The 20,905-nt window shown below is 29.8% G+C and carries 21 protein-coding genes; 18 read left to right on the forward strand and 3 right to left on the reverse strand.

The window, feature by feature from the left end:
- Positions 1–9 precede the first annotated feature (9 nt).
- From ACI48Q_RS10695 to ACI48Q_RS10775, 17 genes are all read left to right on the forward strand, one after another.
- Positions 10–1,188: an ABC transporter permease gene (locus ACI48Q_RS10695; RefSeq protein WP_474919068.1), complete on the forward strand. Its 1,179-nt coding sequence runs from the start codon at positions 10–12 to the stop codon at positions 1,186–1,188.
- Positions 1,181–2,335, forward strand: coding sequence for an ABC transporter permease (locus ACI48Q_RS10700; RefSeq protein ID WP_474919069.1), 1,155 nt, complete (start codon positions 1,181–1,183; stop codon positions 2,333–2,335). The genes ACI48Q_RS10695 and ACI48Q_RS10700 overlap by 8 nt, the downstream gene beginning before the upstream one ends.
- Before the next feature lie 127 nt (positions 2,336–2,462).
- Entirely contained in the window at positions 2,463–2,642 is a 180-nt protein-coding gene (locus ACI48Q_RS10705) for a hypothetical protein (RefSeq protein ID WP_474919070.1), read from the forward strand.
- Between the two features lie 87 nt (positions 2,643–2,729).
- A complete protein-coding gene (mtnK, locus tag ACI48Q_RS10710) occupies positions 2,730–3,938 on the forward strand; it encodes an S-methyl-5-thioribose kinase (RefSeq protein ID WP_474919071.1) in 1,209 nt (402 codons plus the stop codon).
- A 268-nt stretch (positions 3,939–4,206) separates the two neighbouring features.
- Positions 4,207–5,880 (forward strand): ABC transporter substrate-binding protein, encoded by a 1,674-nt coding sequence (locus ACI48Q_RS10715; RefSeq protein WP_474919072.1) that lies wholly within the window; start codon positions 4,207–4,209, stop codon positions 5,878–5,880.
- A gap of 105 nt (positions 5,881–5,985) precedes the next feature.
- A complete protein-coding gene (locus tag ACI48Q_RS10720) occupies positions 5,986–6,954 on the forward strand; it encodes an ABC transporter permease (protein ID WP_474919073.1) in 969 nt (322 codons plus the stop codon).
- Between the two features lie 36 nt (positions 6,955–6,990).
- Positions 6,991–7,836, forward strand: coding sequence for an ABC transporter permease (locus ACI48Q_RS10725; RefSeq protein WP_474919074.1), 846 nt, complete (start codon positions 6,991–6,993; stop codon positions 7,834–7,836).
- Positions 7,837–7,845: 9 nt separating this feature from the next.
- Complete coding sequence (locus ACI48Q_RS10730; RefSeq protein ID WP_474919075.1) at positions 7,846–8,835, forward strand: ABC transporter ATP-binding protein; 990 nt, start codon at positions 7,846–7,848, stop codon at positions 8,833–8,835.
- Positions 8,835–9,839 (forward strand): ABC transporter ATP-binding protein, encoded by a 1,005-nt coding sequence (locus tag ACI48Q_RS10735; RefSeq protein ID WP_474919076.1) that lies wholly within the window; start codon positions 8,835–8,837, stop codon positions 9,837–9,839. Before ACI48Q_RS10730 ends, ACI48Q_RS10735 begins: the two co-directional genes overlap by 1 nt.
- A 413-nt stretch (positions 9,840–10,252) precedes the next feature.
- Complete coding sequence (locus ACI48Q_RS10740; protein WP_474919077.1) at positions 10,253–10,696, forward strand: LytTR family DNA-binding domain-containing protein; 444 nt, start codon at positions 10,253–10,255, stop codon at positions 10,694–10,696.
- A gap of 4 nt (positions 10,697–10,700) precedes the next feature.
- The gene (locus tag ACI48Q_RS10745) at positions 10,701–11,123 is read left to right on the forward strand and encodes a DUF3021 family protein (RefSeq protein ID WP_474919078.1); all 423 of its coding nucleotides are present in this window, start codon (positions 10,701–10,703) and stop codon (positions 11,121–11,123) included.
- Positions 11,124–11,284: 161 nt separating this feature from the next.
- On the forward strand, positions 11,285–12,670 hold the full coding sequence (locus ACI48Q_RS10750) for an alpha/beta hydrolase family protein (protein WP_474919079.1): 1,386 nt from the start codon (positions 11,285–11,287) through the stop codon (positions 12,668–12,670).
- A gap of 90 nt (positions 12,671–12,760) precedes the next feature.
- Entirely contained in the window at positions 12,761–14,803 is a 2,043-nt protein-coding gene (locus ACI48Q_RS10755) for a thioredoxin domain-containing protein (RefSeq protein ID WP_474919080.1), read from the forward strand.
- Positions 14,804–15,006: 203 nt separating this feature from the next.
- Positions 15,007–15,189 carry a ferredoxin gene (locus ACI48Q_RS10760; RefSeq protein ID WP_474919081.1) on the forward strand — a complete coding sequence of 61 codons (183 nt, stop codon included), beginning with the start codon at positions 15,007–15,009 and terminating at the stop codon, positions 15,187–15,189.
- A 58-nt stretch (positions 15,190–15,247) separates the two neighbouring features.
- Entirely contained in the window at positions 15,248–15,421 is a 174-nt protein-coding gene (locus ACI48Q_RS10765) for a (2Fe-2S)-binding protein (RefSeq protein WP_474919082.1), read from the forward strand.
- Between the two features lie 317 nt (positions 15,422–15,738).
- A complete protein-coding gene (locus tag ACI48Q_RS10770; RefSeq protein ID WP_474919083.1) occupies positions 15,739–16,521 on the forward strand; it encodes a SatD family protein in 783 nt (260 codons plus the stop codon).
- A complete protein-coding gene (locus ACI48Q_RS10775; protein WP_474919084.1) occupies positions 16,511–17,389 on the forward strand; it encodes a DUF3307 domain-containing protein in 879 nt (292 codons plus the stop codon). The genes ACI48Q_RS10770 and ACI48Q_RS10775 overlap by 11 nt, the downstream gene beginning before the upstream one ends.
- A 55-nt stretch (positions 17,390–17,444) precedes the next feature.
- Here the strand turns inward: ACI48Q_RS10775 and ACI48Q_RS10780 are convergent, their stop codons facing one another.
- From ACI48Q_RS10780 to ACI48Q_RS10790, 3 genes are all read right to left on the reverse strand, one after another.
- The gene (locus tag ACI48Q_RS10780) at positions 17,445–17,831 is read right to left on the reverse strand and encodes a SatD family protein (protein WP_474919085.1); all 387 of its coding nucleotides are present in this window, start codon (positions 17,829–17,831) and stop codon (positions 17,445–17,447) included.
- 187 nt (positions 17,832–18,018) lie between these two features.
- Positions 18,019–19,128, reverse strand: a complete 1,110-nt coding sequence (locus ACI48Q_RS10785; protein ID WP_474919086.1) for a DEAD/DEAH box helicase — start codon at positions 19,126–19,128, stop codon at positions 18,019–18,021.
- 227 nt (positions 19,129–19,355) lie between these two features.
- A complete protein-coding gene (locus ACI48Q_RS10790; RefSeq protein ID WP_474919087.1) occupies positions 19,356–19,970 on the reverse strand; it encodes a DUF488 domain-containing protein in 615 nt (204 codons plus the stop codon).
- 250 nt (positions 19,971–20,220) lie between these two features.
- Between ACI48Q_RS10790 and ACI48Q_RS10795 the strand changes: the two genes are divergently transcribed.
- Complete coding sequence (locus ACI48Q_RS10795) at positions 20,221–20,901, forward strand: pseudouridine synthase (protein ID WP_474919088.1); 681 nt, start codon at positions 20,221–20,223, stop codon at positions 20,899–20,901.
- Positions 20,902–20,905 lie beyond the last annotated feature (4 nt).

Consider the following 20,905-nt stretch of genomic DNA (forward strand, 5'->3'; position numbering starts at 1 on the left):
GAGGGTACTATGATAAATATAAGAAGTGTCCATTGTATAGCAAAAAATCAGTTTAAACTAGAAGTGCGTAAAAAAATTTCATTTATCCTTACTATTGTAATGCCTATCCTGATGATTACGTTAATGGGAAGTGTTATGAAATCCAGTTCAAAACATAGTGGAGTTATTGATAAAATTAATATAGGAGTAGTTAATGAATCACTAGGTACAATAGGTAAATCAATAGAGAGTTCAATTTTTGATACTGCAGATGAAAATATAAAGTATATAGATATCGAAAGCCGACATGCAGCTGAAAAAATATTAGAGGAAGGGAAAATAAGTCAAGTTATTATTATTCCACAAACTATCGAAGAATCAGTTGTAAGTAGTGAGATAGAAGTACTTTCTAATAAGGTAGATGATGTAGAGAACTTTTATGTAAACACCTTAATGAATAAAATTATTGAGCCTTTTAATATTAATTCGGCAGTACAGAAAATTCAAGGTACCTCTGCATGGTCTATTGATGAAAGAGATAAATTGAATACAAAATTACAAAATATTTATGATACTAGTTTTCTAAGTGAAGTACAAACCAACGAAGAAGGTTTTAATATAACAAGTTATGAATATTATGCTGTAACTATGTTACTTTTTTTTCTCTTAACTACAGGTGTTGGAATAGGTAATAATCTTATTCATTTTAAACAAAACCAATTAGGTAAAAGAATAGAATCATTACCTGTATATAAATTAGAGTTTTTATTAGGACAGGCCGAAGCGGTCATGTTAATTGGTATGCTACAATGTTTAGTTGTTATAGGATTTAGCCATGTAGTCTTTGATGTAAGTTGGGGACACAATCCTTTTATGTTGCTTCTATCTTTATTTATTGTAATGATTATCTCCTGTAGCTTGGGTGTAGTTGCTTCATTCATATTTAAAACGTCTAAAACATTAAGTATAGTTATGATTGCTAGTGTATGGTTAGTTACTTTTTTAGGTGGTGGATTTGTGTCTAGTATAGGAATAGAAAGTCTAAATCAGATTAATTTCTATAATTGGAGCTACGATTTTGTCACGAATTTTATATTAGGTGGTAATATAAATGATGTAATAGTACAATTCTTATTATTAATAGGATTATCAATAGTTCTTATTACAATTATTGTTATTCATTATAATAGGAGGCATATTTATGAATAGTTTTGTTGTAATGAAAAATACTATTATGCGGCAAATGCGAAATAAACGAGAATTTATAATTATGATATTTTTACCGCTGATCTCTCTTTTAATTCTCGGAAATTTATTGACAGTAAAACATTCAGAAGTAATAGAATTATCAATTATTAATTATGATAAAAATATCTGTGCAACAACACTTATTTCTGAAATTCAAAAAGATACCTTATTTAAGGTAAAGATATTGGATATTGATTATTTCACAGCAAACAAAAAAGAATATGCCAATGATACAGTACTAATCATTCCCGAGAATTTTTCAAAATATATAAAAAATCAAAAACCTATATCTGCTCAGCTACAGTATAGGGAAATGAATCTTAAGATACAAAAACTTAAAACAATAGTTGATGATTATATTAGAACGATTATAATTGCATATGAAATATACCCATCTCTTGATATCCATAGTAATGATAGTTTGCAAAATATAATCGATAGTTTACAAACACAAAGGCTAACTATTAAATACAGTGATCAAGCAGCTAATACGATTAATGACGATATAAAAAATGGCATTGACTTTGATTTTATTACCGCTATAGGTTTTGGAATGATGTTTATCATGCTCATGATATTTATTGTATTAGAAAATATTATAAATGATAAAAAGGCTCTAATAATAATGAGAACAAAAGTTTTTGGTGCGAAGGGATGGGAAATTACACTAGGGTATTTATTGAGTAGTATTATTATAGGTATAATTCAGGTTGGTATAGCAATGATTGGTATTATATTTGTCTATAAGCTATATAATATTACGCAAATAATAGTTATTTTTCTAGCACTACTATCCCTAATTTTTGTTACATCAGGTATGGCTATCTTACTTGCAGCAATAGCTAAAAATTATATTAACCCTACAATTATAGTTGCTACAATTATTACTCCAACTTGTCTCTTGGGAGGATGCTTTATTCCAGAAAGTAGGTTGTCTCCAATTATTAATAAAATAGGATATATAACACCACAAAAATGGTGTCTAAAAGCTATAGAGGCGGCAATTACAAATGAACACTTAGAAAGAGTGGTCATTTGTATAGTACTATCAGTAATTATTGGTGCTTTACTATCAACAATAGGGGGAAAACTTTTGGAAAAAAATTGAATCAGCTAAATCAAAGATTACTTATGATGAAATAATATGATTTGTTGGTGAAATTGGAATATTTGTAGTAAAAACTGAAAGGTACTTGGTAAATATTTAAACTATGATATATGAGGAGGAGTATAAAATGAAGTTTCAAAAATTAGTTAATTTAATTTTTAGAGCAGTAGCCCTAGGATTATCAGTGGGATCACTTGTGTTATTAATTCTAAAACAAGAGGCTAATAATAGCATTGTGACTCTAATGGCAATAAGTATGGTATGTATGTCCATTGTACTTATTCAAGATAAAGAGCAGCAAAAATAATAACTCTGGATATCCAAGTGCTGAAAGATAGACAAAAGAGTAGAAATTATTATGGATGAGCCTAGATAGGGGATGATGTGATTTATTATGTATAAAGAGCTTTCTCAAAATACAGTTGGGGAATATGTTAGATCTAATGTTACACCAAAATATTTGAATCATGATCTTGAAGTTAATGAAATAGAAGAAGGAAATGTTAATCAAGTGTTTCGTGTAACATATTTATCAAATAAACAGTCATTCATTGTAAAACAAGCATTGCCTTATTTAAAGATAGCAGGTGCAATGTATCCATTAACCATAGAAAGAAATCGAATAGAATATGAAGCTATAAAAATTCAAGAAGGCTTTAATTCAAACTTTGTACCAGAGATTTTTTATTACGATAATGAAATGACTTCCTTCGTAATGAAAAATTATACATCTATGTGTCTTTTAAGGGAAGATTTAATTAACAAGGCTAGGTTTGAGGATTTACCTAAACAGATAGGAGAATATATAGCCAGAACTTTATTTTTCACTTCTTATTTTGGATTAGAGTTTAAGGAGTATAAATGTCTTATGGCTCAATTTATTAATATAGAATTAAGTCAAATGAAAGAAAAACTTTTATTCTCTATGCCATATAAAAAGTCTTTAAGCACTATAATAGATCCAATATTAAAGAAAGAGATACATAGTTTGTGGAAAGATAAAGATTTTTTAAGAGAAATAGATAATTTACATCATATTTATTTAACTAGAAATGATGCATTAATTCATGGAGATTTTCATACAAGTTCTATTTTAGTTGGAAAAGATGAATGGCGTGTTATTGATCATGAATTTGCAACCTATGGACCAATCTCTGTTGATTTAGGTAGTTTAATAGCAGATTATATATTTAGTTATTGGTATTGGAATAGTGTAGAAATCTCAAATAATATAGAAAAGAATGACTATAAGAATTATTTAGCTTCAAGTATAAGAAGTATTTGGATATATTTTGAAAAAGAATTTATGAATTTAAATCAAGGTAATGGAAGTAAAGAATTACTATCTCCAATTTCTTTTCTAGAGAATTATATGAAGGATGTATTTCAAGAGACCATAAAGTTTTCTGCTAATGAAATTTTACAAAGATTAATATCAGGTAATAAGATATACGAATTAGAACAAATATCTAATAATGAACTAAAGTATAAGGTAAAGAAAAAATTGTTTAAATTAAGTTATGAATCTTTTAAAGATAATACTATGATTCAATCGATAAATGATTTTATCAACTATTATTGTGTAAATATTTCATCTATTTAAGTAATAAATATAAAGATTAACTTCAAGTGATATTGATTATACCTAAAAAGGCCACCAAATACGTTGTAATTTTGGTGGCCTTTTGGTGTTAATAATAGATATTTTCAGCTATTGGAAAAAACTATAATTACTAAGAGTATTATTTGAAAAACAAAACTTCAAATTAAGTATAGAGTATTAACAAAATTATATAAGATGTTATAATAAAACATGGAACATCGCCAAAATAATACAAGAAATTACATATAATCCTAGGAGGACTTTTTTTATGAAAAAAACTTTATGTAAAATTTTAGCTATACTAACCATAGGATCTATAATGATCACTGGTTGTAGTAGTAAAAATCAAGATACTGTAAATGAAAATCAAAAACAGGAGATTAAAAAAGGAGGAGTTGTTAAACAAGCTCTTTCAATAGCACCAGAAGGTGTATTTATGCCAGCGTTTTTTACTTTTAACTATGATGGTACTATCAATACTATGATTTACGAGGGATTACTTTCTTTAAATAAAGATCTAGACATTGAACCATCACTTGCTGAATCCTATGAACTATCAGAGGATAGAAAAACTATAACTTTTAAAATAAGAGAAGGAGTAAAATGGCATGATGGAACACCTTTTACAGCTGATGATGTAAAATTTACTTTTGATTTAGCTTGTAATCCTAAGTATAACGGGCCTTATACAATGTATGTTGAGAATATAAAAGGCTATGATGACTTTAAGTCAGGTAAAGCTCAGGAACTTGAAGGTGTTAAAAAAATAGATGATAAAACTGTAGAAATAACAACTAATGAAATCTATGCTTCAGCTTTAATTAATTTTGGTTATATGATAAAAATAGTGCCAAACCATATTTGGAATAAGGGAGACGTAGAAACTATACAAAAAGATACTAATTTAATAAGAAATCCAATAGGAACAGGACCATTCAAGCTAGAAAACTTTACACCAGACCAAAGTGTTGAGCTTGCTGCTAATGATGATTATTGGAATGGAAGACCTAATATAGATAAATATATATTTAAATTAGTTAGTGAAGAAACCGCTGATGCCCAATTAGTAAATAATGAAATTGACATCACTGGTGTAGGAAGTATTGGAGAAGAAGAGGTAGAAAATTACAAAAAACAAGGCTTTAATTTAGAAGAGATAACAAATAATGCCTATCAATATATTGGATTAAATTTAGAGAAATCTGAGTTTAGTGATAAAAAAGTAAGACAAGCATTTGCCTATGCTATAAATCGCGAATCTATTGTAAAAGATGTTTTAAATGGTCATGGAGAAGTTGCAAACAATCCATTCCCATCAAACAACTGGGCTCATCCAAATGGATTAAATGAATATAAGTATGATCCTGAGAAAGCTATAGAGCTTTTAAAAGAAAGTGGATGGGAATATAAAAAAGAAGAAAAGAAAATGTATTATGAGGGTAAACCATTTAAATTTACTTTAAAGTATACCTCAGGAGACGAATCTAAAAATAAGTATGCACTAATATTACAACAAAACTTTAAAGACATTGGTATAGAATTAGAACTTAAGCCTATGGAATTTGCAACAATGACTTCTGATGTTAAAAAAGGAGAGTTCGATGGATTTTTAATGGGAACCGCTAACTTTTATGATGGAGACTTATCAGCAAATTATCTTTCAACATTAACTCCACCAAATGGTTATAACTATGCAAGATTTAAAAATGAAAAAGTTGACGAACTTATAAAGGAATCTTCAAAACATATGACAAAAGATGAGAGAAAACCTATACTTAATGAAATAGCTTTAGAGTTAAATGATGAATTGCCAGTTATATATGTTTATCATTGGAATAGTTTAATGGTTATGAATCCTAAGATTAAAAACTTTAAAAATGCGCAACCAACATATTATCAATTTGTGAAGGATTGGTATATAGAGGATGAAAATACAAAATAGCATTTTAAAATAAAAACTAAGTTGCCTTGCTAAGAGAAACTTTTCTATTAGGAAGGCAATTGTTTTATGTTTAGAGTAAATTAAGAATTCAGAGGTTATTTAAAGATGAAAAAATATTTTTTAAAAAGGATTCTAACAATGATTCCAGTTTTTATTGGATTATCTATAATTATATTTGTTCTAATAAATACTGCACCTGGAGACCCTTATATGAATATAGTTGAGGGGCAAATTAGTATTTCAGCTTCTGATAAAGAAACTGCCCTAAATGCTATAGGATACTATGATCCTATATATTTAAAATATATAAAGTGGATGGGGAAAATATTAAAAGGGGATATGGGCACTTCTATAAGATATAATGAACCCGTTGTAGACATAATAAAAAGAAGAATATCAAACACATTTCTGCTATCTATTGTCACATTAATCTTAACTACATTGATAGCTTTACCTTTAGGTATAGCATCAGCAATAAAACCATATTCATTTAAAGACAAAATCCTTACTATACTTGCCCTTATAGGTATATCAATACCAGGATTTTTTATAGCTCTTGTAATAATAAAGATTTTTGCTATTAATTTAAGATGGTTTCCAATATCAGGGCTATCCACTGTTGGGGAGAAGTTAACAGGATTTAATAAATTTATTGATGTGGTAAAGCATATGATTTTACCAGTTATGTCAATGACTTTATTAGAAGTTGCATCCCTTATGAGGTATACTAGATCCTCTATGTTAGATGTTTTTAATCAAAACTATATTAGAACAGCTAGGGCAAAGGGACTTAATGAAAGGATTATTATATATAAACATGCATTTAGAAATGCATTAATACCAATAGTTACTTTATTAAGTATGTCTCTTGGTTATATAGTAGCTGGAACAATATTAATTGAAACTATATTTGTTTGGCCAGGGATGGGAACTTTATTTTATCAATCCATAGCTAATAGAGACTATCCTTTAGTTATGGGGTGTGCAATGATACTATCGTCTTGTATATTGTTGGCAAATTTAATTTCAGATATTGTTTACTGCCTTGTAGATCCAAGGATAAGATTTAAATAAATATTAAATAAGGTTAATTAAAAACGGTGAAATTTTATGAATATAATTAATAAGAAAGCTAAATTAATATTAAGCAGTAAGAGTGTAGTATTTGGATTAATTTTCTTAGGGTTTATTACACTAACTTCTATATTGGGTCCATTGCTAATGACAAAAGATAGAGATGAAATAAACACATCTATAGCAAATAAACCTCCAAGTTTAGAACATATACTTGGAACAGATGATTTAGGGAGAGATATTTTAGTAAGATTAGTTTATGGAGGAAGAGTTTCCCTAGCAGTTGGAATAGGTGCCACTTTTATATCCTTAACAATAGGAGTTTTTTTAGGAGCCATTGCTGGATATTTCGGTGGTAAGATAGATCTTTTAATAATGATTCTTGTAGATGTTTTTATGTGCCTTCCCTTTTTTATAATAGCCATAATATTAGCCTCCTTAATAGGTCCTAGTATGTGGAATTCAGTTATAATAATAGGCTTTTTAGGATGGACAACTATTGCTAGAATAGTTAGAGGACAAGTTCTTGCAATAAAAGAGAGACAGTTTATAGAAGCTGCAAGATGCCTTGGTATGGATTCTATAGAAATAATATTTAAACACATAATCCCTAATATTATATCTTCTATAATTGTATATGCTACTTTAGGAATTGCCGGGGCTATATTAGCAGAAGCAGGCTTAAGTTATTTAGGAATGGGAGTAAAACAGCCTGTTCCTAGTTGGGGTAATATGCTTTCTACTGCTAGAAATATGAAGTCTCTTATGAGGTATTGGTGGGAATGGGCACCACCAGGAATAATGGTATTTCTCACTATACTTTCTATTAATCTTATCGGAGACGGATTAAGAAGTATTATAAACCCAAGGACAAAGGAGTAGGGAATTATTATGAAAGATAATATATTAGAAGTAACAGACTTAACCACTAGTTTTAAATGTAATGAAGGAAAAATTAAAGCAGTAGATGGAGTTAGTTTTAATTTAAAAAGAGGAAAGGTATTGGGTATTGTTGGAGAATCAGGCTGTGGAAAAAGTGTAACAGCCATGTCTATTATGAGACTTGTTGAAACTCAAAATGGATTGATAGAAAAGGGAAGTGTCTTATTTGATGGAAAAGATTTGTTAGAGCTCAGTGATTCAGACATGAATAGTATTAAGGGAAATGAAATCTCAATGATATTTCAGGAACCTATGATATCTTTAAATCCAGTACTTAGAATAGGAGATCAAATTGGTGAGATATTAAAAGTACATAGAAATATAAAAGGTAATGAGAATAAAAAAAGAGTTATAGAAATGTTGAAGCTTGTTAGAATTAAAAGAGCAGATGAGGTTATAAACGAATACCCTCATAAGCTTAGTGGGGGAATGTGTCAAAGGGTTATGATAGCTATGGCATTATGTTGTACTCCTAAGCTTTTAATAGCGGATGAGCCCACAACAGCATTGGATGTAACAGTCCAAGCTCAAGTATTAGACTTAATTAATGATCTTAAAGATAGGTTAAATATGTCGGTAGTTTTTATAACTCATGATTTAGGAGTCATATGTGAAGTTGCAGATGATGTAATGGTTATGTATGCAGGAAATATGGTGGAAAAGGCATCTGTAGATGAAATATTTGATAACCCTGTTCATCCATATACAATAGGTTTAATCAATTCAAGACCAGAGAATTTTAAAAAAGGGGAACCACTTAAATGTATTAGGGGTAAAGTGCCAAACCTTTTAGATATATTAGAGGGTTGTCCATTTGCTGATAGGTGTGATTATGTTATGGATAAATGTATGAAACATAAACCTGACTTAAAAATCATAAAAAATGGACATGAAGTTAGATGCTTTAGATATGATTTGGAAGAGGAAGGTAAACTTTAATGAATAACACAGAATCTAATAAAGAAAAACTATTAGAAGTTAAGAACTTAAAATGCTATTTTAATTATGGTAGGAATTTATTTAATAGAGAGAATAAAATAATTAAAGCGGTGGATGGAATATCCTTTAATATTAATAAAGGTGAAGTATATGGACTTGTAGGAGAATCAGGATGTGGTAAATCTACAACTGGCAGGGCAATACTAAACTTGATACCTAAAGCAGGAGGCTCTTTAAAGTTTAATAAGGAGCTTATTTATGATGTAGAAAATGAATATAGCATAAATAAGAAGGATATGCAAAACTTAAGAAAGGACATGCAAATGATATTTCAAGATCCCTATTCATCACTAGACCCCACAATGACTATAGAAAATATAATTAAACAAGGCATAATAAAACATAGAATTGTAGATAAAGCAAATTTAAGAGATGAAATTAAAAGGATATTGAATCTATGTGGGTTAAGGGAAGAAAGTATCAATAAGTATCCACATGAGTTCAGTGGAGGAGAAAGGCAAAGAATAGTTATAGCCAGAGCATTATCTCTTAAACCAAAGTTTTTACTGTGTGATGAACCAACAGCTGCCTTAGATGTTTCTATACAAGCACAAATTCTTATGCTTATGGATACATTAAAAAAAGAAATGGACTTAACTTATCTGTTCATATCTCATAACTTGAGTTTAGTTAGGTATTTTTGCGATAGAATAGGGGTTATGTATCTTGGAAAAATTGTAGAAGAAGCTCAAGGAGAAGAACTATTCTTAAATTCTAAACACCCGTATACTAAATGTTTAATTTCATCAATACCTAAAAGTCATCCAAAAGAAAAAAAGACTAGAATAATAATGAAGGATGAAATACCAAGTGGAGATAATGAAATAAGAGGATGTAAGTTTAACACAAGATGTCCATATGCAAATGAAATTTGTAGAAACCAGGTGCCAATATTGAAGGAAGTTTCAAAGAATCACTTTGTTGCATGTCATAATATTAATTAGAAGTTGAAGTGATTTTTAATTATCCTATCAATAAATCTATATAAATGTACTTATCTTCACGAATCACAAAGTTTAACTTGGATTGATATGCATTTTAATGTAAAATAAACTAAAGATAGTAAGCTAAAATCAAAGGATAGCTGTATTTCTTGGTAATTATTTATTTTTTTCAGTTATATCAAATGGAGGGATAGTTCATTTATGAAAAGATTACTTAGCATAATTCTTACCTTTGTATTATGTGCGTCAACATCATTGAACGCGTCAGTGGACAATCTTTTGATGATTATGTATATGAACACATTTTTGAGCCACTAGGCTTTAATGCGTTCAATATATAATAAAACCATGTAGTTAGTTTGTACCAAAATGGTTATCAATTTATAAAAGGAAGTATAAGAAGGAATAGTAAAATGAAAATTACCATCGAGACCATTGGAAAGGATCAAGTGGAAGAAATACTCATCCGGTGTCATGAAGTGACGGATGAGATTGTTTCCTATGTAAATAGTCTCAAGATGCAGGACAATGAGCTGATAGGTTATAACCAAATCGATATTCATCGTTTGTCATTTAGCGATGTGTACTATTTTGAGGCGGTAGACAATAAGGTTTTTATCTATTGTGAAAGCAAGGTTTACGAATCCAAACAGAAACTATATGAGCTTGAGCAGTTATGCGAAAGCCGACGATTTTTTCGTTGTTCCAAATCCACCATATTGAATATCGAGAAAATTACACTAATTCGCCCATCCTTAAGTGGCAGATTTGAAGCAGTACTGGATAATAAAGAAACTGTAATTGTATCTAGACAGTATGTACCAAAGCTAAAGAATAAGCTTGGGTTGGGAGGATGATAAGATGAAAAAAATAGATTTTTTGGGTACTGTGATTCGAAATTATTTCATTATTTTTACAATAATTATATTAGGAACGGCACTATTAAATCCAACGCATTCCTTTACATTTAGGGAAATCATGTTATCAGCACTATTTGCATTAGCAGGAGATTTGCCATCAATAGTATTTTATTCTAAAAAGGAATTATCCAATAAAAATAGAAACATACGAATGGTCATCCATTTTCTACTTCTAGAGGTCGTAATACTGACCTTTGGAAATATCATGGGACAAGTATCGGGAGTGAAACAGACCGCACTATTTGGATTAGAAATCTTAGGTATTTATATTTTGGTCGGCTTCTTTTCTTGGCTAATCGATCGTAAAACGGCCAACGACATTAACCAAAAGCTAGATAATATGAGATCAGCGAAAAAAGAATAATTATAGTATAAAATAGCGGTAGGTTTTACAACTTGCCGCTATTTTTATACCACTTACTAATCTATGATGGTAACATACTTTTGCCTCTATTTACGTATTATTTAGTGTGTGTTACCTTATGTATAGAGAATTTAAAAGTAAAAGAAATAGAGGGGGAAATTATGACTAGTATTATTTTAAGTTTATTAGTAGTATTTGAAATTGTATTTGCATCTTATTGTATCTATACAGTTTCTACACACCTTAAAGTTAAAAGCTATGCACGCCTGCTGGAGTTGGGAATTTTTATGATGCTTTGTATCCTGAAAATTTTAAAGTGGGGCCTGCGTTGGTATTTACTAGGGACATTATTATTAGTACTTGCCGTAAGAGGAGTATACGTTCTAATTTCAACAAAAAAAAATACAAAACAATTTCGTAAAAGAAGTGTTGTTTTTAAAGCAATCGGTATGATTCTAGTTTATGCAATTGTACTCATCCCTGCATTTCTTTTCTCACAATATGAAGCACCACAGCGAACAGGAAAATATGACGTTGTCACTGCGCAATATACGTATACCAGTGATACCATAACAGATTATTATACTGGCAGCAAAAGACAGGTAAATGTAGGTTTCTGGTATCCAAAGAATACGGATGGAAAATATCCTCTAGCCGTTTTTTCACACGGAGCTTTTGGTATTAAAAATAGCAACATTTCTTCATATGAAGAGTTAGCCAGTCATGGTTATGTGGTTTGCTCTATTGATCATCCGGGACATTCTTTCTATACAAAATCAGAAGATGGACAGGTGGTATTAGTTGATAAGGCATATATGAATGAAGTCACCTATTCCAACATAGATGCTTACTATACTAAAGCGAAGACCTATGACTTAATACAAAAATGGATGAAAATCCGTACCGATGATATCAATTTCACAATTGACACCATATTGCAATATGTGGCACAAGCAGATCATAAAAATGCTTCTGAATCAGATGAAACAAACATAACACAGTCACAACAATCCGACACAATGGAGCTGTACCAACTCATAGATTGCGACAAAATAGGTGTATTTGGACATTCTATGGGAGCAGCCGCAACTGTACAGATAGGAAGAGAGCGAAAGGACGTGGGTGCAGTCATCAATATTGATGGCCCATATTTTGGTGAAATGGTTTATGATTCGAATATAGATGAATTTATTGCGACCAAAGAACAATATGATACACCTATTTTAAATATTTACTCCGATCAGGTATGGGTACAACTTAAGGACGGCACCAATACAGGAGTCTATGCAGGTAATAAAATATCTGATCAAATATGTACGGAAGTCTATGATGTATATCTAAAGGGAGCGAAGCACCTGACTCTCACAGATCTTTCCATAGTATCCCCATTTCTCGCCAATCTGCTAAATGGAGAGGAAGCAGAGGTGAATACTAAAGAGAGTATTGAGCTTGAAAACAGTCTGATCTTGGATTTTTTTGATGACACATTAAAGGGAGAAGGAAAATTTTCTTCGGAAGGAGTATATGAGGGTGGAAGTTTGAATTAGGTAAAATGAAGGATACTGCTAATATAAAAGTAGTATCCTTCATTTTTTAGGGTATACTAAATTATTATACTTATGAAGGGGAGTGATAAAATGACTAACTCAAACAAAGTGCCCAATAGATTGATACATGAAAAATCACCGTACCTATTACAGCATGCACATAACCCAGTAGATTGGTTTCCATGGTCTGAAGAAGCCTTTGAGAAAGCTGCAAAAGAAGATAAGCCCATATTTCTAAGTATAGGTTATTCAACATGTCATTGGTGTCATGTGATGGAGAAGGAATCCTTTGAGGACGAAGAAGTTGGTAATTTCATGAATGAGCATTTTATATCTATAAAAGTTGATAGAGAAGAAAGACCTGATGTAGATAGTGTATATATGACAGTATGTCAGAGTTTAACTGGAAGTGGAGGATGGCCTCTAACTATAATTATGACTCCAGATCAGAAACCTTTCTATGCGGGAACTTATTTTCCAAAGCGTTCAAGATATAATATGCCAGGCCTTATGGATATATTGAATGCGGTTGTTAGAGAGTGGGAAAATAATAGAGAAAATTTAATTAGTTCTAGTGAAAACATAGCTGGAGAATTAGAAAAATATTATGGAAATGAAGCTACAGATAGAAGTGTAAGTCAAAGTATCTTAAAGGAAGGATATAATCTTCTTAAGGATAATTTTGATTCTAAATATGGTGGCTTTGGTAAAGCTCCTAAATTTCCAACTCCTCATAAGCTTATGTTCCTACTTAGATATTATAAGATGACAGGAGAAAAACATGCCTTGGATATGGTGGAAACCACACTAAAATCTATGTATGTGGGTGGACTTTTCGATCATATTGGCTTTGGCTTTTCTAGATATTCCACAGATGAAAAATGGTTAGTACCACATTTTGAAAAAATGCTTTATGATAATGCATTATTAATCATAGCATATTTAGAAGCGTTTCAAGTTACTGGAAAAGAACTGTATAAAAATGCAGCAATAAAAACTTTAGAATATGTTTTTAGAGAATTTAAGAGTGTTGAAGGTGGATTTTATTCAGCAGAGGATGCTGATAGTGAGGGAGAAGAGGGTAAATTTTATGTCTTCAGCCCTGTAGAAATTATAGAAGTTTTAGGTGAGGAGAATGGAGTATACTTTAATGAGTATTTCCATATAACTCCAGATGGAAACTTCGAAGGTAAAAACATACCAAATCTTATAGATAATAAGAATTTCAATATAGATAATCCAGAAATAGAAAAGCTTTGTAAAATACTTTTGAATTATAGAAATCATAGAACGAAACTTCATAAGGATGATAAAGTATTGACTTCTTGGAATGGTCTTATGATAGCTGCCCTTGGAAAGGCATATAGTATCCTAGGAGATGAAAAATATTTACAAGAAGGTAACAAAGCTGTAGAATTTATCTTCAATAATTTAGTAAATGAAGATGGAAGACTATTGGCAAGATATCGAGATGGTGATTCTTCCTATCCAGGATACTTAGAAGATTACACCTATCTATGCTTAGGATTAATAGAACTTTATGAAAGTACTTTCAATATTGATTATTTAAAGCGTGCAATAAAGTTAAATAATGATATGATTAGGCTCTTCTGGGATAATGATAATCATGGATTTTTCCTTTATGGAGAAGATGGAGAAAAACTTATTGCTAGACCAAAGGAATTGTTTGATGGCGCACTTCCTTCTGGAAACTCTGTAGCTGCTTATAATTTATTGAGACTTGCGAAGTTAACTGGAGATATTGACTTAGAGGAGCTGGCAGATAAACAGCTTAAATTCATATCTAGCAGACTATATGGAGGTGCTATAAATTATTCCTTCTATCTAATAGCTGCCACATTTATTCTGGCTCCATCACAAAAACTAATAGGTGTTATTAAGGATACTTCTAATTTAGAAATGGTGAAGAATACTCTTAGGGAAGTGAATCAATTTAATTTAACTACCTTAATTATTAATAATGAAAATAAAAACGAGATGAAGGACCTTATTCCTGCTATAGCAGAATATAACTTAGAGAATGGAGAATCTACTTATTATTTATGTGAAAATAATGCTTGCTTAGCACCTTTTAATGATATTAATAAACTAAAAAAATTTTTAAATAAATAGTTTTTGACCTGGACTTCAATCTACATATGAGCATTCTTAAGAACATTCTTAAAGAGTACTCATATGTAGATTTTTATTGGGTAAAATTCCCTTCGCAAAATACGATATAAATTATTGACAAATAGTAATTATTCGTTAATAATATTATCATATTGTTAATGAGAATATGAAAAAGATTTAGAACCAATGAGGAGGAATTTAAGATGAAAGCACATGTTGATGAAAATGTTTGTATATCTTGTGGATTATGTGAAGGTATATGTTCAGAAGTCTTTTCTCTTGATACAGGAGTAGCTGTGGCAGGGGATGTACCTTCAGGATCAGAAGCTGATGTAAGAGAAGCTTGTGATATGTGTCCTTTGCAAGCAATATCCATAGACGAATAGTATATTTAAATAAATACTAACAAACCATAATGTTCTTATAGGAAAGGAAGATGACGTTATGTCAAAGGTGTGTCTTTGTAAAGGTGTTACAGAAGAGCAAATAGTAACTGCAATAAAAGAAGGAGCAAATACTATTGAAGTTGTAAAAGAGAAAACCGGTGCAACTGCTGGTGGCTGTCATGGTGGTAGATGTAAATCAAAAATTGAAATATTAATAGAAGATAATAAATAATTTTAACAAGCCGTACACTAAATTCTTATAGTGTGCGGTTTGTTATTTATTGTACATAATATTAATTTTATTGTTATATAATATACTAGAGCGTAAGAGACAAATTATATAGCCATTGAGGAAAGTAATATGAAGATAATTACACTTAATTTTCAAAGTAATTTTATTTTAGATTTTGATAATATATAGCCAATAGTAGAAATAAAAGTCAATAATTTAAACAATGTATTGTTTAAACAGTAGGGGATAAGATATAATTAATAATATAACACAAAATATGGATTATACTACAATTAAAGGGAAGGAGGCAACTAAAGATGAATATTTATAGTGTAATAAATATGGATATAGTTAGCTCTAGAAAAATTCAAAACAGAATAGAATTTCAACATGAACTAAAAAAATACTTCAAAGAATTAGATGATAAATATAAAAATATATTGATTGCACCTATTACTTTTACTTTAGGTGATGAATGGCAGATAGTTTTAAAAGTGGTTGAAGAAAGCTATAACCTGTTTATAGAAATAAATAGATTTCTTCATGTTAGAAAAGTTAAATGCTATTGTGGCATAGGAGTTGGAACCATAAGTACCGCTGAATCTATGGATACAAGAGAAATGGATGGAAGTGCTTTTATCTATGCAAGAGAGGCTATAAATTCAGCTAAAACTAATAATAGATTTCATAGTAAAGAAATTCATACAAAGGATTGTAGAGTAGTATTAAAGGGAACTCATATAGATATACCTGAATTAACTTCATCTTTTAACACTTCAATGAATGAAGTAGGATTAGAAGAAGTTGCAATTACTACTACCTCTGAGTTCAGTATGCTAGATGTAATTAATACTCTAATACAAAACAATGAAATCATAGAAAGCAAATTTACTGAGAAACAAAGAGAGATAATTTACCTTTACGAAAAACTGGGTTCTTATAAGGAAATTGAAAACACACACCCAAAATTCTCAAAATCTAGTATATCTCATAAGTTAACAGCTTCAAATTATTTTTTAACTATTCATAATGTGAAAATTATAAGGGAATTACTTAGAACATATTCACTAACATTAAGGGAGCAAAGTTATGGAGTTTAAATTATTCTTAATAGCTTTATTAAGTCATGTTATTTTTGACTTTGTTTTTCAAGATAAGTGGATATTAATTAATAGATTTCCTAAACATGCCTCTAATAAGAAAAAATCTATTATTAAAGGTACTATAATTAAAACTTTAAAAGGTAATGGAGTACATGCATTAACTCATTTCATTGGAATTTATATGATAATATTTTTTATAAATATGCTTGAAGGACAAGCTATTCATTTTTCCATAAGCCAGCTCATAGTTATTTCAATACTCCATTTTATTATTGATGAAGGAAAATCTTTAGTCTATTTATATAAGGAAAGATACAAGGACAATCTATGGATATTTCTATTGGATCAGCTATTTCATTTACTGGCAATACTATTAGTTACCTTTAAATTCAATACTATAGTTATAATTAATACACTTAAATATAAATTTTCAAATTATCCTAAAGAATTTTATTTTATAGAGAAGCTTCTAATAGTATTAATAATATTTTTTATCGCTACTTGGGCAGTAGGGATATTTATAAAACTATTAGTTAGGCATATTACCAGCGATGAAAACCTTTTATATATATCAGACTATAATAAAAATATGATTGTGGACAGGTCTGGAAAGGCACTTTTTGCTACTCCATTAGAGGCAAAGAATGGTGGATTTATAATAGGAATCCTTGAAAGAATCTTTATTATATCTAGTATTATCATGAATTATCCTGCAATGATTGGTTTTGTGCTAACTGCAAAATCAGTGGCACGTCTTAAAAAGCTATCAAATGATAATTTCGCAGAATATTTTATTATAGGTACTTTTTTAAGCTTCATAGCAGCAATACTAGGGGGTGTAATAATTAGAAGTCTATTTATATGATTAAATCATATCTCCCAAAATATCTCTTATAATTTCCATTTTTTATTTATGATACTTAACTAACTAAAATAACCATAGAGCAATTATTTTTCTTAGCATATTTTATCGCCTTTCGTGCAAGGTAAAAACTAGGTCCGTCTAATTGATTTACGGTTAATTCAAAATTATAGACTGATACATCACCTACCCCTATACCTATGTAAAAATTAATATAAGAAGGTAGCTTTGTGCGAAAGAATTCTATAATTTTTCTATATTCAGCATCTTCTTTTAATAACCCTTGCCACTCATCACCAATAGTTATTAAAAAGGGAGACACAATTATATCTTTAAATTCCTCATTACATCTTTTAAGTGCTTCTATTAAAATTTCTTGCACCTGATTTCTGTTAAGCAACTTATGTGAATCTTTAATATCGAATATTAGAGTAATATAATTCATAACTCCTCCTACAATAATCAATTCTCAATAGACACCTAAGAGTTGAAGTTTAAACTTTAACTTAGAGATGGTTTGTGTTTAAACCTCAACTATGTTGTATAAATGTTTAAATTTCAACCCTTTTTCTAGAGTCCTATTGTATTATATGATTATATATAAGTAGGTGTACTAGAATTTAATCTTCATTTTATATATTAACTTCTCTTCTAGGTATCTTTAACTTTATAACACTCTCTATTTCTTCTAGAGTTTTCTCGTTCTTTGGATCTACAAATACACAGGTATATCCTTCTTCACCAGCTCTTCCAGTTCTACCGATACGATGTATATAGTCTTTAGGGTTTTCTGGAATATCATAATTGTATATATGAGTAACTCCACTAACATCTATTCCTCTACCAGCCACATCTGTAGCAATTAAATATTGAATATCTGCATTTCTAAAGGCCTTCATTATTCGTTCACGCTTCGACTGAATCACATCACTATGAATTTTTTCACATTTGAATCCTCGCTGATATAAAGCTACTTCAAGATTATCAGCTCTTCTCTTAGTTCTACAAAATATAATTGCCATAAATGGATTATCTTCCTCAAGAACTTTGCATAATGCATCTTGCTTTTTTCTATCCGTAGTTTCTACTACAAACTGTTTAATAGTGTTAAGAGTAACAGTTTCTTTCTTTACAATAACTTCAACAGGGTCTTTCATATATCTATAAGCCAGTTTTTTAACACCAGAATCCATAGTTGCTGAAAAACAAAGAGTTTGACGTGATTTAGAAGTCTCCTTCATAATAGCCTCAACTTCATTTTTAAATCCCATGAATATCATTTGATCTGCTTCATCTAATACTAAGGTCTTAAGCTTCTTAAGATCTACTGTTTTTCTCTCAATATGGTCTAAAAGCCTACCTGGTGTTGCAATGATTAAGTGAATATTGCCTTTTAATTTTTTTAACTGTGCACCTATATCTTTTCCACCATAGGCAGCTAAGATATTTATATCCACAGCTTTTTTTAATTTCATGGCTTCCTCAGTTATTTGAATTGCTAATTCTCTTGTGGGAGTTATGATTAAACCTTGAACTGCGTTTATATCCGTGGATATATTTTCAAAAATAGGAAGCAAAAATGCAAGGGTTTTTCCAGTACCAGTCTGTGCTTCTGCTATAACATCTCTTCCTTCTTTTATAAGGGTAATACTTTCTTCTTGAATAGGTGTGGGTGTAATAATACCTGAGTTTTTTAATATATTAACTATATCCTCATTAATTCCTAAGTCTTTAAAATTCATTATTCTTTACCTTTCATAATTAAATTTATTTTAACACTAACACATTTTAAGTTAGTATTTACTTATACTATAATCTAAATCTAATATTAAAATAGTATAACCAATTAATAATATCACATTGAGGATATTATTTATATAATCTTTGGTAAAACTATGATAAATAAAGATATAATATTTTATTTAAATAGCTTTAAATATTCTCTTCTATACTTTATTAGAATTGAGTCTTAACTTAAGTGCTCAATCCTATAACCTATTTCCTTATTTGCCATCCTATAAGCCTCTTTTATCATATCTTCTTTAGTCATACCAGTGCCTAGAAGCCCATCTATTGTCAGTTGATGTCGTTCACTAAAGTATTTATCCAGGATATTTTCTTCAATATCCTCCTGAGAAGCTATAGAATAATCATCTAATATATGTTTAATTATAAATTTATCATCTCTTAGTGCTCTTCCTACTAAAATACTTCTATGACATCTTATTGGATCTTGCATGGCCCCAAGCAAAGCTATGTTATATCCCATTGCTAATCCTTTTTTTAATCTCTCAATACCAATTAAAAAATCTTCTTCTTGTACTACTTTCTCAAAATCTGAATAACCTTCACTTTTATAAGATATTTTATTTACTCTTTTAGCTGCAAATTCTTTAGCCATATAGAGATATGTAAACCCAGCTTCAGTTAAAGTTTTAGCTATAGTTTCTTTATTATATTGAATATTATACTTAGAGTATGGTGTACCTCTAATGTCTATTACACAAGTTATATTATATGTTTTAAGCATATCTATTAATCTCTCCACTGAATAATTAGAATGCCCTATTGTATATATTTCCATAAAATTATCCCTTCTTTTTATTAATAATATTTTTAAAAATATATAACCTAATTATAAAGTTATTATTATTAGTTTTGAACTATATATTCAATTTTTTATTATTTTTCTCTTAACTATATAGTTACTGTATACCTTAGTTAATGGAAAAGGGTGGATTCTATGAAAAACTTTATAATAGCCAATTTGCAAAAAAAACATTAAACTAATATTATATAGGTCATACATATAAACGAAAGGATATAATTTTAGGATGAGAATAAATAAACTACTTAGCAATGTTGGCTTTTGTTCAAGAAGAGAAGCCAATAGACTTATAGAAGAAAATAGAGTAATGGTAAATGGAGAACTCTGTAACCCTGGACAATGGGTCGAAATGGAGGATGTTATTCTTATTGATAATGCTCCTGTACCAATAAAGGATAAAATTTATATTGCTTTGAATAAGCCAGTGGGAATTACTTGTACTGCAGCAAGAGAAGTTAAAAACAATATAATTGATTTTATGAATTATCCAGAGTACATCTTTCCTGTAGGTAGATTGGATAAGGCTTCTCAAGGCTTAATATTGATGACAAACCATGGGGATTTAGCTAATAAAATTTTAGAATCAGAAAACAATCATGAAAAAGAATATATAGTAACTCTTGATAGACCTTTTGATGATACTTTTATTACAGGTATGGCTGAAGGTGTTGAAGTCTGCGGGGTTAAAACAAAACCTTGTACAGTCACAAAGATTAATGAAGACACTTTTAGAATCATCCTTACTCAAGGACTTAATAAGCAGATTCGTAGAATGAGTAAGACTTTTGGATACACAGTTATTCGATTAGAACGGATTAGAATTATGAATATATTGGTTCAAGGCATAGATGTTGGACACTGGCGTAAGCTTACAGAAAAAGAAGTATTAGAATTAATGAATGGATAGAGGA

It is taken from the genome of Clostridium sp. LXY-7 (assembly GCF_056172015.1).

Coding starts and splice junctions, on each gene's coding strand:
- ACI48Q_RS10735 (WP_474919076.1), top strand. CDS start 8,835: ATGAATAACACAGAATCTAATAAAGAAAAACTATTAGAAGTTAAGAAC.
- ACI48Q_RS10705 (WP_474919070.1), top strand. CDS start 2,463: ATGAAGTTTCAAAAATTAGTTAATTTAATTTTTAGAGCAGTAGCCCTA.
- ACI48Q_RS10765 (WP_474919082.1), top strand. CDS start 15,248: ATGTCAAAGGTGTGTCTTTGTAAAGGTGTTACAGAAGAGCAAATAGTA.
- ACI48Q_RS10760 (WP_474919081.1), top strand. CDS start 15,007: ATGAAAGCACATGTTGATGAAAATGTTTGTATATCTTGTGGATTATGT.
- ACI48Q_RS10740 (WP_474919077.1), top strand. CDS start 10,253: ATGAAAATTACCATCGAGACCATTGGAAAGGATCAAGTGGAAGAAATA.
- ACI48Q_RS10725 (WP_474919074.1), top strand. CDS start 6,991: ATGAATATAATTAATAAGAAAGCTAAATTAATATTAAGCAGTAAGAGT.
- ACI48Q_RS10720 (WP_474919073.1), top strand. CDS start 5,986: ATGAAAAAATATTTTTTAAAAAGGATTCTAACAATGATTCCAGTTTTT.
- ACI48Q_RS10775 (WP_474919084.1), top strand. CDS start 16,511: ATGGAGTTTAAATTATTCTTAATAGCTTTATTAAGTCATGTTATTTTT.
- ACI48Q_RS10795 (WP_474919088.1), top strand. CDS start 20,221: ATGAGAATAAATAAACTACTTAGCAATGTTGGCTTTTGTTCAAGAAGA.
- mtnK (WP_474919071.1), top strand. CDS start 2,730: ATGTATAAAGAGCTTTCTCAAAATACAGTTGGGGAATATGTTAGATCT.
- ACI48Q_RS10790 (WP_474919087.1), bottom strand. CDS start 19,970: ATGGAAATATATACAATAGGGCATTCTAATTATTCAGTGGAGAGATTA.
- ACI48Q_RS10755 (WP_474919080.1), top strand. CDS start 12,761: ATGACTAACTCAAACAAAGTGCCCAATAGATTGATACATGAAAAATCA.
- ACI48Q_RS10785 (WP_474919086.1), bottom strand. CDS start 19,128: ATGAATTTTAAAGACTTAGGAATTAATGAGGATATAGTTAATATATTA.
- ACI48Q_RS10780 (WP_474919085.1), bottom strand. CDS start 17,831: ATGAATTATATTACTCTAATATTCGATATTAAAGATTCACATAAGTTG.
- ACI48Q_RS10745 (WP_474919078.1), top strand. CDS start 10,701: ATGAAAAAAATAGATTTTTTGGGTACTGTGATTCGAAATTATTTCATT.
- ACI48Q_RS10695 (WP_474919068.1), top strand. CDS start 10: ATGATAAATATAAGAAGTGTCCATTGTATAGCAAAAAATCAGTTTAAA.
- ACI48Q_RS10700 (WP_474919069.1), top strand. CDS start 1,181: ATGAATAGTTTTGTTGTAATGAAAAATACTATTATGCGGCAAATGCGA.
- ACI48Q_RS10730 (WP_474919075.1), top strand. CDS start 7,846: ATGAAAGATAATATATTAGAAGTAACAGACTTAACCACTAGTTTTAAA.
- ACI48Q_RS10715 (WP_474919072.1), top strand. CDS start 4,207: ATGAAAAAAACTTTATGTAAAATTTTAGCTATACTAACCATAGGATCT.
- ACI48Q_RS10770 (WP_474919083.1), top strand. CDS start 15,739: ATGAATATTTATAGTGTAATAAATATGGATATAGTTAGCTCTAGAAAA.
- ACI48Q_RS10750 (WP_474919079.1), top strand. CDS start 11,285: ATGACTAGTATTATTTTAAGTTTATTAGTAGTATTTGAAATTGTATTT.